Genomic DNA, 14,904 nt, shown 5'->3' with positions numbered 1-14,904 from the left:
CTGCATGTGCCGCATATATGGCGCTCGCGTGGCGCCTATGCGGGGCGCTCGCGGGCATGTCACGCTCACGCGCCCGCGAGCGACAGATATACGCGATGCTGCGCGTCGACGTGTGCTTTGAGCGTATCGAGCGGCGCGTTGTCGTTGTCGATCACGTCGTCGGCTGCGGCGAGGCGTGCCTCGCGCGTGGCCTGGCGGTCGATGATTGCCAGCACCTGTTCACGGCTGAACCCGTTGCGACTCATCACCCGCGAGATTTGCGTTTCAACGCTGCAATCGACGGCGAGCACACGATTCACCCGGGTCTTCCAGCTACCCGACTCCACCAGCAGTGGGACGACCACGATCACGTACGGCCCTTGCGCCTCGCGTTGCTCGCGCTCCGTCTCCGCACGAATCAACGGATGGGTAATGCTTTCGAGGCGTTTGCGAGCGCCGTCGTCGCTGAATACCAGTGTGCGCATGCGGGCACGGTGGAGCGAGCCGTCAGCCGCAACAAACGAATCGCCGAACTCCGCGGCGATCCGCGGCATCGCCATGCCGTGCGGTGCCGTGATGCGGTGAGCGATCAGGTCTGTGTCGACAAGCGGCACGCCGTGTGCGGCGAACAGGTCGGCCACGGTCGATTTGCCGCTGCCGATGCCGCCGGTCAATCCCACAGCAAACATGCTTCAGCCCCCCAATGCCAGATAAAGCGGTGTGCCGAGAAACAGCGTAACAGCGCCACCTGCCGCGAGAAACGGTCCAAACGGTAGCGGCTCTTCGAAGCGCATACGGCCGCGCCACGTCGCAACGAGTCCGACCACCGCGCCGGCGACCGTCGCGATCAGCACGATTTGCGGCAGCGCCGCCCAGCCGAGCCATGCGCCGAGCGCGGCCAGCAGTTTGAAATCGCCATAACCCATGCCTTCGACGCCGCGCACGAGCCGGAACAGCCAATGCACGACCCACAGCACCAGGTAGCCGAAGATCGCGCCCAACACGGCATCGTGGAGGCTCGCGAACATGCCGTTGAAATTGACGATGAGGCCAGCCCACAAAAGCGGCAGCGTCATGGAGTCAGGCAGCAGATGCGTGTCGATGTCGATCGCGCTCATCGCGAGCAGCGCGGCGCATAGCCCAAAAGCGGCCAGCGCCATGCCGGTTGGCCCATACAGCGCGAGCGCGCCTGCCGCGAAGCCGGCACTGGCGATTTCGAGCAACGGATAGCGCAGGCTCACGCGCCGCTTGCACGCCGAGCAGCGTCCGCGCAGCAGCAGATAGCTCAGAACCGGCAGGTTCTCCCACGCATTGAGCACATGGCCGCAGTGTGGGCACGCGCTGCGCGGCGCCCACAGGTTGTAGCTCGCAGGCAAGCCGTCGTCTTCGAGCGGTTGTTCGGTGGCCTCGCTGACTTCCTCGCGCCATGCACGCTCGAGCATGATCGGCACGCGATGCACGACCACATTGAGGAAGCTGCCGATCACAAGACCGAACACGATCGCGAAGGCGATCTGCAGGCCGACGGACAAGCTGCCGAACGCAAGTCCGAGATCGGCAACGATGTGGCCGGGCAGCAAGCCCGACAGCAGGCTGGAGGAAGTTTCTGGCACGAGGGGAAGAGTAGCCGGCATATATAAAGGGTGGATTCGGCTGCGATGCTACACCACGTTGCCGAGTTGAATAATGGGAAGATACATCGCGATCACAAGGCCGCCGACCAGCGTGCCCAGCACGATGATGACAAGCGGCTCGCACAGGCTCGATAGCGTGCCAATCTTTTCGTCTACCTGACGATCGGCTAATGACGCTACATCGATCAGCATGGTGTCGAGCGCTCCGGACTCCTCGGCGACCGCAACCGGCTGCACGATCTCCGGTGGAAAGCAGTGCGCCGCGCGCATTGCCGCGGCGAGCCGTTCGCCGCGCCTTAGACGGGCGGCAATCTCTCCGGTGGCGCGGTCGAAGAGAGCGTTGCCGGTAGCGTGATTCAATGAATCGAACGCGTCGGCGAGCGGTGTGCCCGCCGACAGCAACGTGCCGAGCGCGCGGCTCCAGCGGGCTGCGCATAACGTGCGCAGCACCGGACCGGCGACCGGCATTGTCAGCGATAAGCGCGCGAACCGGATGCGCGCCGCTTCGGAACGTCGTAGCAGAAATGTCACAGATGAGGTTGCTGCGGCGATCATGACGATTGCGGGGACGCTCCATCGCGCCGCACCCGCCGACAAAGCCAGCACGAACTGCGTGGGCGCGGGAAGTTTAGCGCCGAAGCCGTCGAAGATCTGCTTGAAAGTCGGCACGACCCACACCAGCAACGCGGCGGTAATCGCGATCGCCAGCAGCAGGATGACGACCGGATAGGTTAGCGCCGCGCGCACCTTGGCACGCTGCGCGGCGGCGCGTTCGCGGTCGTCGGCGATCCGGGCGAGGACGGCCGCCAGCGCGCCGGCCGCTTCGCCGACTTCGACAAGCTGACAGTACAGCCCATTGAATTGCGCAGGATGCCGCTGCAGCGCAGCGGAGAAACGCAGGCCACCCGTAATATCGCGTGCCAGCGCGCCGACGATCCGCGGCATGCCTTGCCGGCGCGAACTCTGCGCTTGCGCGAGAAGGTCCAGGGCAGGCGCGAGCGGCAAGCCGGCGCGCAGCAGGCTCGCGAGCTGGCGGGTGAAGAGCGTGACGTCCGCGGCGCGCGCTTTGGGACGCGGCGCCGGCCCGCGTGCCGTGAGTTCGACGATGAACAGATTGTCGCGTTTGAGCATCGCCCGCGCGGTGCTCGCATCTGGCGCGACGAGCGCGCCGTTTCTCCGTGCGCCGTCGCCGTCGACGCCGCGCCATCTAAAGCGCACCTCGGCCGCTGGCGGTGGGTTGGCGGTCGCGGTGCTCATGCGACCTCGGTGGCTGCCAGTGCTTCGGCGAGGCTCGTGGTGCCATCGCGCACGCGGGCCAAGGCGGCGTCGCGCAATGTGGCGACCTGCTCGGCATGCGCGAGGCGCGCAAGTTCATGTGTGCCGGCGCGCGCCACGATCAGCTCGCGCATCGCGTCGGAGACGGGCATCACCTGGTGAACCCCGACACGACCCCGGTAGCCGATGCCATGGCAGGCCGCGCATCCGCTGGCGGAATACGGTTGCCAGGCGTCGAGCTGGTCGTCGGCGAAACCCGCCGCTCGCAGAGCCGCCGCCGATTGCGGCGCGGGTGTGCGGCACGCTACGCAGAGCCGCCGCACCAGCCGTTGCGCCGTCACCATCCTGAGTGCGGCAGCCAGGTTGTACGGCTCGACGCCGATGTCGATCAGGCGCGCGACGGCGGCAGGCGCGTCGTTCGTGTGCAAGGTCGAGAGCACGAGGTGGCCGGTCTGCGCGGCCTTCACGGCGACGTCGGCGGTTTCTTCGTCGCGGATTTCACCAACCATGATCACGTCGGGGTCCTGACGGAGAAACGCGCGCAACGCCACCGCGAAAGTCAGGCCGGCCTTTTCGCGCACGCTGACCTGATTGATGCCAGCCAATTGGATCTCCGCCGGATCCTCCACTGAACACAGATTGCGCGCCGCGTTGTTGAGCATGTGCAGAAAGCAGTACAGCGATAGTGTCTTGCCGCTCCCGGTCGGACCGGTGACGAGCATAAGGCCATGCGGCGCGCGAATCGCGGCATCGACAGTTTCGCGTTGTTGTGAATCGAGGCCGAGCGAGTCGAGTGAAAGATCGGTGGGCAGCGCGTCGAGCCTGCGTAACACCAACTTTTCACCGAACAGGGTCGGCAGCGAATTGACGCGATAGTCTTCGATACGGCCAGGCGACGTGGCAATGCGCAGCCTGCCGTCTTGCGGCACGCGCCGCTCGGCGATATCCATGCGCGCCAGCACCTTGACACGCGTGATGAATGCGTCGCGCAGATGCGCAGGGGGCTGAGGGATTTCGTGCAGTACGCCGTCGATGCGCAAACGCACACGCCAGCCGTGCTCCGCCGGCTCGACGTGCAGGTCCGACGCATTGCGCCGGGTTGCCTCCTGCAACGTCTCGGTCAGAAGACGAACGGCGGGCGCGTTGTCGGGATCGGCGAGGCTCGAGTTGACATTGGAATGGGCGCCGGCGTCGGCGGTGAATGCGCTGTGCTTCGGTTTGGCTGCGCTTTCGCCATCGAACGCGACGGGCCGCAACGACGCCGTGGGTTGAATAGAAGCTTGCATGAGAGACCGGTGATGAGCCGCCTGTAGAACACGCCGACGCCATCATCCGGTAGGGCCGCAGCGCGCGCCATTCAGCCGATCGGCTAATGGCGCGCGCTGCGGCCCTATGCAATGCTGTCCGCTGGAATTAGCCGCGCACGGCTTTGGCGGCTTTGACGCCGCCGCGAACGGGTGGTTTGAACAGCTTGACGGTGCGAATAGCCTGGTCGTCGCTACGCATCACTTCGAGTTTCAACTCGCCGATCTGCACGCATACGTCGCCATCGGGAATGTCTTCGAGAATTTCGAGGATCAGGCCGTTGAGCGTTTTCGGCCCGTCGGTAGGCAGCGTGAGTTGCAGCCAGCGATTCAGTTCGCGCAGCGGCATGCTGCCCGCGACGATACATTCGCCGCTCTCGTTCCAGCCGCCCCGTGAATTGGCGCTACGCGGGATCGACGTGGTGAATTCGCCGATCAGCTCTTCGATGATGTCTTCCGGCGTGACGAGCCCCTGCAGCTCGCCGTATTCGTTGACGACCAGCGCCGTGCGGTGGCGGCTCTCCTGGAAGTACTGCAGTTGCTGGAACACCGGTGTGCCGGTCGGCACGAAATATGGCTCGGCCAGCAATTCGCGCAGCGTCTCGCGCTCCAGTTCCTGGTTGTGCAGGGCAGCCAGTGTCTTGCGCACGTGCAGCACGCCGAGCACGCGGTCGATGTCGCCTTGATACACGATCAGCTTGTTGTGGTAGCAGGTTTCCAGCTGATGCAGGATCTGTTCGAACGGCGCGTCGAAGTCGAGCGCCTCGATGCGGCGGCGCGGGATCATCACGTCGTCGACGGAAATGTTTTCGAGGTCGAACAGGTTCAGCAGAATGCTGCGGTGCTTGGTCGGCATGAAGCTGCCGGATTCGAGCACGATGGTTCGCAGCTCTTCGGTGGAAAGCCGCTGATCGTGCGGACCCTTGGTATTGATATGCAGCACCCGCAAGATGGTATTCGCGAACAGATTGACGAACCAGACGAGCGGCTTGCCGATGCGCATCATCGGCGCGATCAGCAGGCTGGCCGGCAGTGCGATTTTCTCCGGGAACGTCGCGCCGACGATCTTCGGGGTGATTTCCGCGAACACGATGATCAGGAACGCGACAATGCCGGTCGCGATCGACAGCACAAGGTTATTGCGGCCGAAGGTATGCAGCGCGATCGAGGTGGTGAGCACCGGGATGATCGTATTGAACAGATTGTTGCCGATCAGGACCACGCTCAACAGCTGATCGGTATGCGCGAGCAGGCCTTGAGTGGTCTTTGCGCCGAGCGCGTTCTGATTGGCAAGATGTTTCAGGCGATGGCGGTTGATCGCCATCATCGCCGTTTCGGAAATCGAAAAGAAGCTGGAGCAGATAAGCAGCAGAAAGACGGCGCCGATCTGCGCCCATAAGGGAAGTTGTTCCACGCGTAGTGAAGGATAGGGACTGGATGGAGAGAATATAGCAGAGGGGGCTGCGCTAGCCGCCAGGCTGGATGGCGTGGGACCGAAACCGCACGCGCCGTTATGCCGCGGGCGGTATTGCGCGCGGCAGTTGAACTGCCGCACGGAGGGGTCCGGACGCCGCCTCGATTTACGTGACTTGCCCTTTTAGAGCGCGGACCAACGTGCCGAGCGTGTACATCAATGCCGGCGTCAAACCGGCCTCGTTGACGGCATCTGGTGTCACGCCGGCGCCTTCGAGAAAGCGCTGGACCAGCGCGGCATGCAGCGCTGAGGGTTCTACTCGTGGCGTGAACGGCGACGCGGGAGAGATGGGCGGTGCGAAGGGCTCCCGTAGCTTGATCGGCCCATCGTTTTGCAGGGCGGTTTTCCTCTGAAGTTTTCCGCTGTAGTCCGGTACGGGCGTCCGCACGACGCACGCGAGCGCGCGGTTCGTTTCGCCAAAGGCGTCCCGGTAGTCCGCTTGCCCGTTTGGGTAATCGTGTGGCGAGGAAGACTCCAGAACGGGCGAGGCCGCCGCCTCGATTGCCGAATGCTCAGGAACCGTGCGCGGCGGCGGGGCAGGAGGCTCCAGGGTGTCCAAAGGCTTCAGTGGCCCCGGTGACGTGAGAGGGCCCAGTGACTCGGGCGTCTCGGGTTTATCCGTCGGCACTGCGATCCTCAAACGCAGATGGCCGCCGAATTCCGGCCCGTCATCGCGGATGGCATGGCCGGGCAGGCTATCCGGACGCGGCGTCTTGAACCCGTCGTGAGCGGGTGCCGGCACCAGATCGGCGAATAACCCGGCTGCGGCCGTTTCGTTCCAGCTCGCGCCATCCCAGCCCGAGCTGGACATGGCTCGATCAGGGGCACCGAACAGCGCAAGCGGATCGAGCGGTGTTTCGAGAAGGTCATGCAAGCAGGTGGATGAGGGGCCTGGGTCGTTCAGTGGATCGGTGGGATGGCCGACAGGCAATGCCTTTGTGCGCAGCGGATTTGGCAGCGGATCGGCACCCGCGGCGGTGGAAGATGGCAACCCAAATGACGGCTTAAGCGACGCCTCAAGCGACGCCCCAGACGTGCGAGCCTCCGCGGCGGATTCCCCCTGCGGCAGCGAATCCTGCAACAACAGCGAAGCGCCCGCCGCAGTCTGCAAGACATAAGCGCCGATGTTGACGATATCGCCCGCCTGCAAGCTGGTCTGCGCGCCCGGTGCCAGGATCTTCCCGTTGAGGGCAAGCGCAGCCTGCTCGCTTGTGTTCAGCAGTTGCCATCCGTCAGCGAGCGATCGTACGACGGCATGGCGCCGCGCCACCATGCCGTCGTCGTCGGGCAGCACTAGCGTGTTGTCGGCATCGCGACCGATCGTGCCGCCGGCTGCGTTGAAGGTGGCGCTCGCGCCACGCGCGAGCGCTTTGCCGTGACAGGCGATGATGGTCAATGTGAGGCTGGAGGGGGGCACGAAGGGAGGCTCCTGGTAGCAAGCGGCGGTCATGACGGACACGAAAATGTGTTCATTTGCGCCAATTGAAACGGGTTATAGCTGCTGCTCGCGGTGACGCGCAGTGCCAGCTTCCGCCCGTTGACGTCGAACGTGGCGACAAAGCTCTCGGGCGCTGCGCCCGGCGTGATGCGCGCCTTGTCGAGCAAGCGGTGCAACGCCCAAGGTCCGTGGGTTTGCAGGCTGTCGTTGCCGTTCGGCGTACTGACCTGCAAGCTGACCAGGTTGGCGCCGCCCGGGTTGGGCCACTTCACCGTCGCCGGAACCTGCGGGCCGTGCGCATAGCGGATCGTCTGGCCATCGATATCCAGCACGTATTGCGTGATGCCGGGGTCCAGTTCGAGCGGTGTCAACTCGATTTGCAGCGACGGCGCTGTGGCGTTGCCGGCGAAGAACACGGTGCGGATCGTATCGGCGTTTTGAAACGAGCCGGCGAGGCGCGCATTGACCGGCGTACTGCCGCCCCCGTCGCCCCTGAAGGACCAACGGCTATTGCCGACGTCGATCTGCGAGGCCAGATTTTTCTGGAAGAAGCTGTCTATCAAGCCGCCGGAAGCGAACAGCTTCGAAAAGTCGTCCAGTGCGACGTCGCGGGGCGAGCCGCGCTCGAACGGGTAGCGCCCGGCGATCATGTGCCGGCACACACGGCCGATGCCGCCTTGCGCGTCCTGTGCGATGTTGGCCCGCGCGGCGCCGCCGACCTGTCCCGCGCCGGTCTGCGAGAGTTCGTCGAACATCTTGCGCAAGGGCATGGGCAGACGCCCCGCGTCCGCTTGCAGTGCGTTGAAGACGTCCGTTTGCGGCGGCGCGTTGCCACTGCTCAACGCAGCGCTCGCGGACGTCAGATAGCGGTACAACTCGTCGATTACCCGCAGGTTGCTGTCGAGCGGCGCCCCTGCGGCGCCTGCAGGTGAGGTCACCAGACGCCGCAGCGGTTCGAAATGATCGTCGACCACGGTTTCGGGCTTGTCGTCGCCGGCGGGCGTGGGCGAGTCCGACGCCACGGTACCGAACAACGCCGCGAGCGATTGTCTCGCTTCGCCGATGCGCTTTTGCAGTTTGCCTCGCGTGGGTTGGTCGGGCGCGCCGGCGCGCAGCAGATTCGTTTCGTTGGCGGCGACCAGCAGAAATTGCTTCAGCGGCGAGTCGGGCGCCGAAAGCGTGCGCGCGATCTGCATGCTCTGTGAGATCGAGGTGCTGTCCATCACGGCCAGGTCGTTGAGGTAGCTGTCCCAGACCTCGATGTAGTCGTTGAAGTACGCGCGTTTGACTTCCAGGGCAAGACGCGCGGTGTCGATCGTGCTGGTTGGAGGGATGCCGAGCACCCACGGGTCTTCAGCCTTCAGTTTTGCAGCGGCGCCGGCGACGCGCTTGTCGAATGTGTTCCAGTAGCCGTTGCGGGTGTACAGGCTGCTGATGCCGTCCGTAAGCGGCCTGCCGCTTCTGCGTTTGAAGACGAGTGCGGCCTGAGGACCGCCGGCACTCGCGACGGTGACCGGTGCGCCTTGCATCGTGCGCAACAGTTCACGGCGCAGCAGGTGATAGGCGCGCAGCGCCTGGGAATCGTGTCCGAGCCGTTCGCGCACGCTGTTCACGAGCGGCGCATTGAGCGCAAACGGCGAAGCGACCGTGCGCGACTCGAACAGATTGGCGATGTGCGCTTCGAGTCGGGTGCGTTCGTCCTGCGTCGTGTTCGACGGCAGCGTCCGCTCGCTATCGAGGATCAGCCATGCCGCGAGAAAGCCGGCATCGTATCGACTTGCGTCGTGGAGCATCAGATAGGCTTTCAACGCATCGTACGAATACTCGAGATCGTTGACCGGCGCATTGGCGAGTATCGTTTCGATACGCGCGGCCGCCTGCGGCAACAGCTTTTCGTCGAGTGCGCGGCGATAGACCGCCTCGCCCGCGTCGCTGATACGCTTGCCCTGATACAAGCCCATGCCGTATCGCCAGGTGGGCGGCGCGTCGACATCGACGTGCTCGCTGCGCGGCAGGCTTCGCAGGGCATCGAGCATGGGTGAAAGCGGCGTCACGGCGTCGGGGCTCGATACGATGGACCGGTTGGCCCCCTGGTTGAAGGCGGCCACATGCGTGTTGACTTCGTCGAGATAGGCACGGTTGTTCAGGTAGCTGATCGTCCAGCCGGTGAGCAGCGCAAGCAGAACGCCGCCGGTCAATGCCGCCACTGCGGCGTGTGCAAACAGGCGGCGCCGTTGCAACGCGCGGCTCACGCCGGCAAATCCGGCGTCGGCGAACACAGCGTCCTGCAGCAGCTGTTTGAGAAAGTAGCCCTGACTTTGTTTGGGCGTGACGCGTGCCGGCGCCGCAGCCTCAATGCCCAGTTGCTGCCGGATCGGCGTCAGCACACGGTCGATGGTCGGCCCGCCCTGCAGTGCGCTGCTGAAGTAGAGGCCGCGCGCCACCAGGTTGGTTTCAAGGCGCGACGGGCGAAACAGCGCCACGCAGAAGTCGTCCAAGGGCTCTTTAAGGCTGGCGAACTGCTGTGGAAACAGATGAGCGAGCGCGCGGCTGTCCAGATCGGGGTCGGTGATCAGCACATCCCGCAGGGCTTCGTTCAGCCGCTGCGCCAACCGGTCGAATGCGCCGCCGGAGGCAAAGCCGGCCGTGTCATGGGCTGCGAACGTCGTGCCCCACACCTGCGCGCGGCCGTCCCGGTTCAGGCCGGAAAAGTATTCACTGAAGCCGCAGATGCGGTCCATCTTGGTGAAGCACAGATAGACCGGCACACGAACGTCGAACTTGGCCTGCATCAATTGCAAGGGCTTGCGCAGCCGCGTGGCGTACGCTGCGCGTTCAGACTCGCTCATCGCGAGCAGTTCGTCGATGCCGACCATCAGCAACGCGCCGTTGAGCGGCTGGCGCGGCCGGTGTTTGCGCAGCAGCGCAAGCAGCTCGCCCCATTCCGCGCCGCGCCGAGCGTCGGCGTCGGCCGCTTCCAGATAGTGGCCGGGCGTATCGACGAGCACGGCCTGGTTGCTGAACCACCAGTCGCAGTGGGGCGTCGGTTCGAGGCGGCCGCTCGCCGCGCGCGCGGCTTGCTCGGCCATCGACAGTTCCAGTCCACTGTTGGCCAGTGCCGCGGTCTTACCCGAACCGGCGCTGCCCACTACGAGATACCAAGGCAGCCGGTACACGTACTGGCCGGTGAGCCTGTCCAGCCACGCCGCGAGTTTGCCTGTGGGCACGCTCGCGTGACGCAACAGATGCAGCGCGTCGCGAAAGCGGGCGCGCAGTTCCAGCAACGCTTCGCTACTATCGTGAGAATTGGCGCGCTCACGCTGATTCGCCCGGCGCTGGCGCAGAAGTGCGCGCATGCCCGAACTGTCCGTGTTCCTTCGTGCACGCCAGGCAAACCGCACGCACCAGGCCAGCAGCACAAGGGCGATCAGCAGGTATCGTGACAGATCGCTTTCCAGTGGCCGCACTTCGCCGATCGACAGCAACGGTCCGATCATCCAGATGAGTGCGACGATCACTATCACGCCCAGCAGCAGCCATGACTCGCGGGACCACAACAGTCCAAACAAACGCTTTAAGGAATTCATCGGTCTGTCGCTTGCAAAAGGTCCTGTTTGTTTGCCGCAGCGGGAAACAGCACGATTTCCACTCGCCGGTTGTGAGCGCGACCTGCCGCGGTCTGATTGGTATCCACCGGTTGTTCGTCACCCCGTCCCACGGCGGTGAGCGTTCGGGTTCTGTCGAAGCCGGCCGCGAGCAGCCATTGCCGGACTGCGGCGGCGCGAGCCTGCGAGAGCGCGAGGTTCGATGCGTACCGCCGGTCGCGGATTGGCTGGTTATCCGTATAGCCGGTAATCACCACGTCGCCGCGAAGCCGGTTCAGGACGCCGGCGACACGCGCGAGCACGGGCAAATAGGCGTTGTTGGCGGCGGCCGAGCCCGAATCGAACAGGCCGTCGCCGCGAATCGCGATCACGCTGCGATCGGTTTCGTCGCGCACGAGAAGCGCGCCGTCGCGCATGTCCGCTTCGAGCAGTTCGGCGAGATTCGCAGGCGGCGGGGCGGGTGCGCGAAATTCGCTTTCGGGGAGATGGATCGCGTTGATCGCCGCATAGGTTCGATCGGCTTGTGCGTTGGATGCCAGCAGGAAACCAATGAAACTTGCGCAGCCGATCAGGCCCGCGAACAGCAACCACGCCCACGGCGGCAACCAGGCGCGCGTGCGGAGGGCTTGCGTGCGGTCGGCGGCGCGCCAATCGGGCGACAACGGTTGTGCATAGCCACCGCCCGTTTCATGGAGCAGCTTGTGCAGCCGGCGCGTGAGCGTCTCAAGCTGGGCGGCGCCGTTTTGAACGACGCGGTAGCGTCCCTGGAATCCCAGGATGAGACAGAAGTACTGGAGTTCGATGATGTCGCGATGTTCGCGAGGATTGCCCGACAGGCGCGCGAGCAACTGGAAGAACTTTTCGCCGCCCCAGGTTTCGTTGTGAAACGCGACGAGCAGGCTGTGCGTCGACCATGCGCTGCCGTCGGCCCACGGCGCGAGCGCCGTAGCTTCGTCGAGTGCCGTGCACAGGCAATAGCGCGCGCCGACGATGGTTTCGATCGCGACAGCCGCCTCCTGCGCGCGCACCTGAAACCGCCTGATTTCATCGACAAGATATTCGCGCAGCCGCGCCGGCGCCAAGGTTGGGCTGCTGCGAATCTGCGCAAGCGCGTCGAGCAGCGGGGTCGCTGCGGCGACGAGCGGATTGGCGGCGCCCGCCTGCGCTGGCGGTTTCAATGCCGATTGTGCCGTCTTCGAGGCGAGGGCCGGCCACGGTTCTTCGCCCAGCGGCCTGCTGGCCGCCGTCGCAGTGGCATCGTTTGGCGATCTGCCCATCCGTTCCTGTTGTGTCCGCATAGGCTTAGCCGCGAATGGCCCAACACGCCATCGTCAGGCCCGGCAGATCGCCCGCGACGTGCAAGGCGAGGCCGCTGGACTTGTCCAGTTGCTTCCAGAGTTCGCCGCCGGTATCCAGCTCGAAGTAGTGGCAGCCGGCGTGATATGGAATCTGCCGTGGCGCGACCGGCAAGATGCGCAGCGCAATGCCGGGAAGATGGAGGTTCACGAGGTCGGCCAGCCGCTCGGCAGGTCCGATCTTGACCTGCGCGGGATAGCGCGTGCGTAGCGTTTCGGCGGGGAGATCGGCGTGCACCGCCAGCACGAAACCGGCACTGCGCAGCAGGTCGGGGTTCGGAATCCGCGCGACCCACACGCGATGCGCGCGCTCCTCCAACTCGATCGCGACGGCGTTCTGTTCGAGTACCGTCGACAACGCACGCCGCAGTTCCGCCATCAACGGCGAGAAACTGCTTTGAAGGTCGTCGTGCCGGTAGCTGGGATGGGTCTCCGGCCGGCGCTCGCTGCTCGTGTAAGTCGATAGATCGAAGGCGAGCCGCAGCCACTGACGAAACAGCTGTTCGGGATGCACATAGCCAAACGCCTTGGCATGCAACGTATCGGCCTGCGCGCGATTGACCAGCGCGAGCAGCAGGAAGTCGCCGACCTCGGCGACGCCGCCCCGCCCTGGGCGAGATAGACGCTGCGCCAGCACCTCGCCGCGCTGTTCAAGCAGGCCATGCAGTTCGCTGAGGTAATCGCCGAGCACTGCATGTTGTCCGGCGATCAGCATGGGCGGGATGTAGTGCTTGTCGAGCACCAGATGGTTATCGTTGCGCCGCTCCACGACCCGCAGCAGACCGAGTGCCTGCCATTCGCTGCCGAGTTCGGACGCGAGCACCAGCTTCAATCGCGCACGGGCAATTTGCACGGTGGCGGGCCCCAGCCCGACGGCGTTGCTGTCGGCGATCTCGCGTGCACACGCGCTGTACCGGGCAAGCGAGTCGACCTGCTCTTCGAAGATCGTGTCTTCGCCGCCTGCTCGCCGGATGGGCAACGCGAGCACGACAAGTTCGTCTTTCGCGTGAGCGGGAATGTCGAGCGGCGCGGGGAGTTCGTCAGGTCCGGTCAGCAGGAATGGCGTCCCGTCGGGGAACACGCCTTGCGCCATCGACAACGCTACCTTGCCCAACGTGAGCGCACTGAGATCGATCTCGAGGCTCAGGAAACCCCAATACGCCCCCTGCAATCCGAGGCTGCGTTGCTGAACATAGCCTTCGATGTAGCGCTCGAACTGCTGGAAATGCTGTGGCCGCAGGTACATTCCCTCCGACCAGACGACTTTGCTGCGGGACGCGCCCGAATCTTTCAGCGGCAAATGGGGGTGCTTCATCAATGTGTCCGATTCATGGTTCTAACTACCAGGCCGCCTTCGCCTAGTTCAATGTGTATGGCGACGCGCTCCGGCGCGGACGGCCAGAACGAAAAGAAGCCGCGTTCTTCGCCGTTGGGCGGCACGAAGGTGGTCTTCCAGAGGGTCTTGTTCAACTCCCGATAGCCCGCGACCACGCCGAATTGCCGAACTGCCGCGTCGGCCGATTTCTGGATCAGCCTGGTTTCGCCGGGCAGCAGGATCACCTGCTCGACGGAAACAAGGTCGTCGCCCAACGTCGTCCGGGCGCGATCCTGCAAAGCGGTGAAGCCGCTCGCCTCGAACCCGGCCGACGATTTCAGCGCGTAGATGCCGACAAGAATCGGCGATGCCTGTCCGCGGCTGTCCGGATTCACTTTCGAGCTGGCGTGGAGGTAAAGGTCGCAAGAGGTTTCCGCAGTCTTTTGCGTCGACGCACAGCCGGCCGACAGGGTCGCCGGAATCAACACCAGCAAAGCGCGCCATCGTGCGAGGATCATCTGTGAATCACCCGGCCAGATTCAGGATGTGCGTCTGACTCGGCGAGGTGCCCGTGCCTAGCGCATTGGTTGCGTTTTGCTGGGTCGGATCGGTCATGCGGGTGGTCGGCATGCCATGCAGCAGCACGGTATTGGCGCCGTTGATGTTGCGCGAGGTCGAGCAGACGGTGCCTGAACTGACACCGCCCATCGAGCCGGGCGCGTCGCCGCTGGTGACGGGGATGACGGTTGCCAGATTGTGGGCGGGCGCGCAAGCGACCAGGATGTTGCTGACGTTCGGAATCGCTTGCGGACGCTGCGCGTTGTTGTCGTACGCGACGGGCACGCCGAGCGGCGGTGTCTTGTTGACGCTGATGGCGTCGTTGGCGCCGGCGGCGCTCGAATTGACCATGACCATGAGGTTCTCCTAGCCGAGATGAATTTGCTGGGCGTCGATCTTCGACAGGCGTTCGGCGCTCAGCAGCGCATGCTTGCCATGCAGCCGGACGCTCTCATCGGCGGCGTAGTCGATATGCGCCGCGCGCAGATGATCGACGGCCTCGATCGTGCGAAAGCTCGCCTTGCTGATTTGCACCACGCGTTCGACGACACTTTCCAGGGTTTCCCCAATTAACCGCAGCACACCGAATCGTCCTTGCAGTTCACCGCAGTGGAACGACGATTTGTCGGCGATAAGTTCGGCTTCGTTGGCTGCAAGTTGGAGCACGCCGCCGTGCAATTGAAGTTCGCCTTCTCCGTGCAGGTGAACGCGCTGGGCGCCCCGGATCTGGATGCCGTGGGTCGATTCGAGCAGCAGCTCGCCGTCGATGCAAATGTGTGCATCGCCCGTGGCAAACCGTTCGAGAATCGCCAGCACGTAACCGCGTTCGGGATCGGCATGGCTGACCAGTACACGGTCGCCAGGCTCCGGCGCGATCAGGCAGCTAAAGGCGCGGCGGCATGGCAGTCTCGCGCCGTCGCATTCCACCAGGACGAGGCCCTCGTGCAGGATGGTGAGCACGGTGCCT

The 14,904-nt window shown here is 64.6% G+C and carries 12 protein-coding genes; all 12 read right to left on the bottom strand.

Annotation, left to right across the window (positions count from 1 at the left end):
• Positions 1-65: 65 nt before the first annotated feature.
• Positions 66-668 carry a dephospho-CoA kinase gene (gene coaE / locus ACAX43_RS07120; protein WP_370707690.1) on the bottom strand — a complete coding sequence of 201 codons (603 nt, stop codon included), beginning with the start codon at positions 666-668 and terminating at the stop codon, positions 66-68.
• A gap of 3 nt (positions 669-671) precedes the next feature.
• Positions 672-1,613: an A24 family peptidase gene (locus ACAX43_RS07115; protein WP_370707689.1), complete on the bottom strand. Its 942-nt coding sequence runs from the start codon at positions 1,611-1,613 to the stop codon at positions 672-674.
• Between the two features lie 27 nt (positions 1,614-1,640).
• Complete coding sequence (locus ACAX43_RS07110; RefSeq protein ID WP_370707688.1) at positions 1,641-2,870, bottom strand: type II secretion system F family protein; 1,230 nt, start codon at positions 2,868-2,870, stop codon at positions 1,641-1,643.
• A complete protein-coding gene (locus tag ACAX43_RS07105) occupies positions 2,867-4,174 on the bottom strand; it encodes a GspE/PulE family protein (protein WP_370707687.1) in 1,308 nt (435 codons plus the stop codon). The genes ACAX43_RS07110 and ACAX43_RS07105 overlap by 4 nt, the downstream gene beginning before the upstream one ends.
• Positions 4,175-4,301: 127 nt before the next feature.
• The gene (locus ACAX43_RS07100; RefSeq protein ID WP_370707686.1) at positions 4,302-5,606 is read right to left on the bottom strand and encodes an HlyC/CorC family transporter; all 1,305 of its coding nucleotides are present in this window, start codon (positions 5,604-5,606) and stop codon (positions 4,302-4,304) included.
• 166 nt (positions 5,607-5,772) lie between these two features.
• Positions 5,773-7,116, bottom strand: a complete 1,344-nt coding sequence (locus ACAX43_RS07095; RefSeq protein ID WP_370707744.1) for an FHA domain-containing protein — start codon at positions 7,114-7,116, stop codon at positions 5,773-5,775.
• Positions 7,113-10,691 carry a type VI secretion system membrane subunit TssM gene (gene tssM / locus ACAX43_RS07090; protein WP_370707685.1) on the bottom strand — a complete coding sequence of 1,193 codons (3,579 nt, stop codon included), beginning with the start codon at positions 10,689-10,691 and terminating at the stop codon, positions 7,113-7,115. The genes ACAX43_RS07095 and tssM overlap by 4 nt, the downstream gene beginning before the upstream one ends.
• Positions 10,688-11,986, bottom strand: coding sequence for a type VI secretion system protein TssL, long form (tssL, locus tag ACAX43_RS07085; RefSeq protein WP_370707684.1), 1,299 nt, complete (start codon positions 11,984-11,986; stop codon positions 10,688-10,690). Before tssL ends, tssM begins: the two co-directional genes overlap by 4 nt.
• Before the next feature lie 25 nt (positions 11,987-12,011).
• Entirely contained in the window at positions 12,012-13,379 is a 1,368-nt protein-coding gene (gene tssK, locus ACAX43_RS07080; protein ID WP_370707683.1) for a type VI secretion system baseplate subunit TssK, read from the bottom strand.
• The gene (gene tssJ, locus ACAX43_RS07075; RefSeq protein ID WP_370707682.1) at positions 13,379-13,897 is read right to left on the bottom strand and encodes a type VI secretion system lipoprotein TssJ; all 519 of its coding nucleotides are present in this window, start codon (positions 13,895-13,897) and stop codon (positions 13,379-13,381) included. Before tssJ ends, tssK begins: the two co-directional genes overlap by 1 nt.
• A gap of 7 nt (positions 13,898-13,904) precedes the next feature.
• Positions 13,905-14,294, bottom strand: coding sequence for a DUF4150 domain-containing protein (locus ACAX43_RS07070; RefSeq protein WP_370707681.1), 390 nt, complete (start codon positions 14,292-14,294; stop codon positions 13,905-13,907).
• A gap of 9 nt (positions 14,295-14,303) precedes the next feature.
• Positions 14,304-14,897, bottom strand: a complete 594-nt coding sequence (locus ACAX43_RS07065) for a DUF3540 domain-containing protein (RefSeq protein WP_370707680.1) — start codon at positions 14,895-14,897, stop codon at positions 14,304-14,306.
• Positions 14,898-14,904: the final 7 nt, after the last annotated feature.

The sequence above is a fragment of the Paraburkholderia sp. IW21 genome (assembly GCF_041321145.1).
Taxonomy (GTDB): domain Bacteria; phylum Pseudomonadota; class Gammaproteobacteria; order Burkholderiales; family Burkholderiaceae; genus Paraburkholderia.
Note: the sequence above shows the minus strand (reverse complement) of the source record. Positions and strands in the feature narration are given on the sequence as shown.

Bases quoted from the DNA above. Each gene is read 5' to 3' on its own strand.
- coaE (WP_370707690.1), bottom strand. From the start codon at position 668: ATGTTTGCTGTGGGATTGACCGGCGGCATCGGCAGCGGCAAATCGACC.
- ACAX43_RS07115 (WP_370707689.1), bottom strand. From the start codon at position 1,613: ATGCCGGCTACTCTTCCCCTCGTGCCAGAAACTTCCTCCAGCCTGCTG.
- ACAX43_RS07110 (WP_370707688.1), bottom strand. From the start codon at position 2,870: ATGAGCACCGCGACCGCCAACCCACCGCCAGCGGCCGAGGTGCGCTTT.
- ACAX43_RS07105 (WP_370707687.1), bottom strand. From the start codon at position 4,174: ATGCAAGCTTCTATTCAACCCACGGCGTCGTTGCGGCCCGTCGCGTTC.
- ACAX43_RS07095 (WP_370707744.1), bottom strand. From the start codon at position 7,116: ATGACCGCCGCTTGCTACCAGGAGCCTCCCTTCGTGCCCCCCTCCAGC.
- tssM (WP_370707685.1), bottom strand. From the start codon at position 10,691: ATGAATTCCTTAAAGCGTTTGTTTGGACTGTTGTGGTCCCGCGAGTCA.
- tssL (WP_370707684.1), bottom strand. From the start codon at position 11,986: ATGGGCAGATCGCCAAACGATGCCACTGCGACGGCGGCCAGCAGGCCG.
- tssK (WP_370707683.1), bottom strand. From the start codon at position 13,379: ATGAAGCACCCCCATTTGCCGCTGAAAGATTCGGGCGCGTCCCGCAGC.
- tssJ (WP_370707682.1), bottom strand. From the start codon at position 13,897: ATGATCCTCGCACGATGGCGCGCTTTGCTGGTGTTGATTCCGGCGACC.
- ACAX43_RS07070 (WP_370707681.1), bottom strand. From the start codon at position 14,294: ATGGTCATGGTCAATTCGAGCGCCGCCGGCGCCAACGACGCCATCAGC.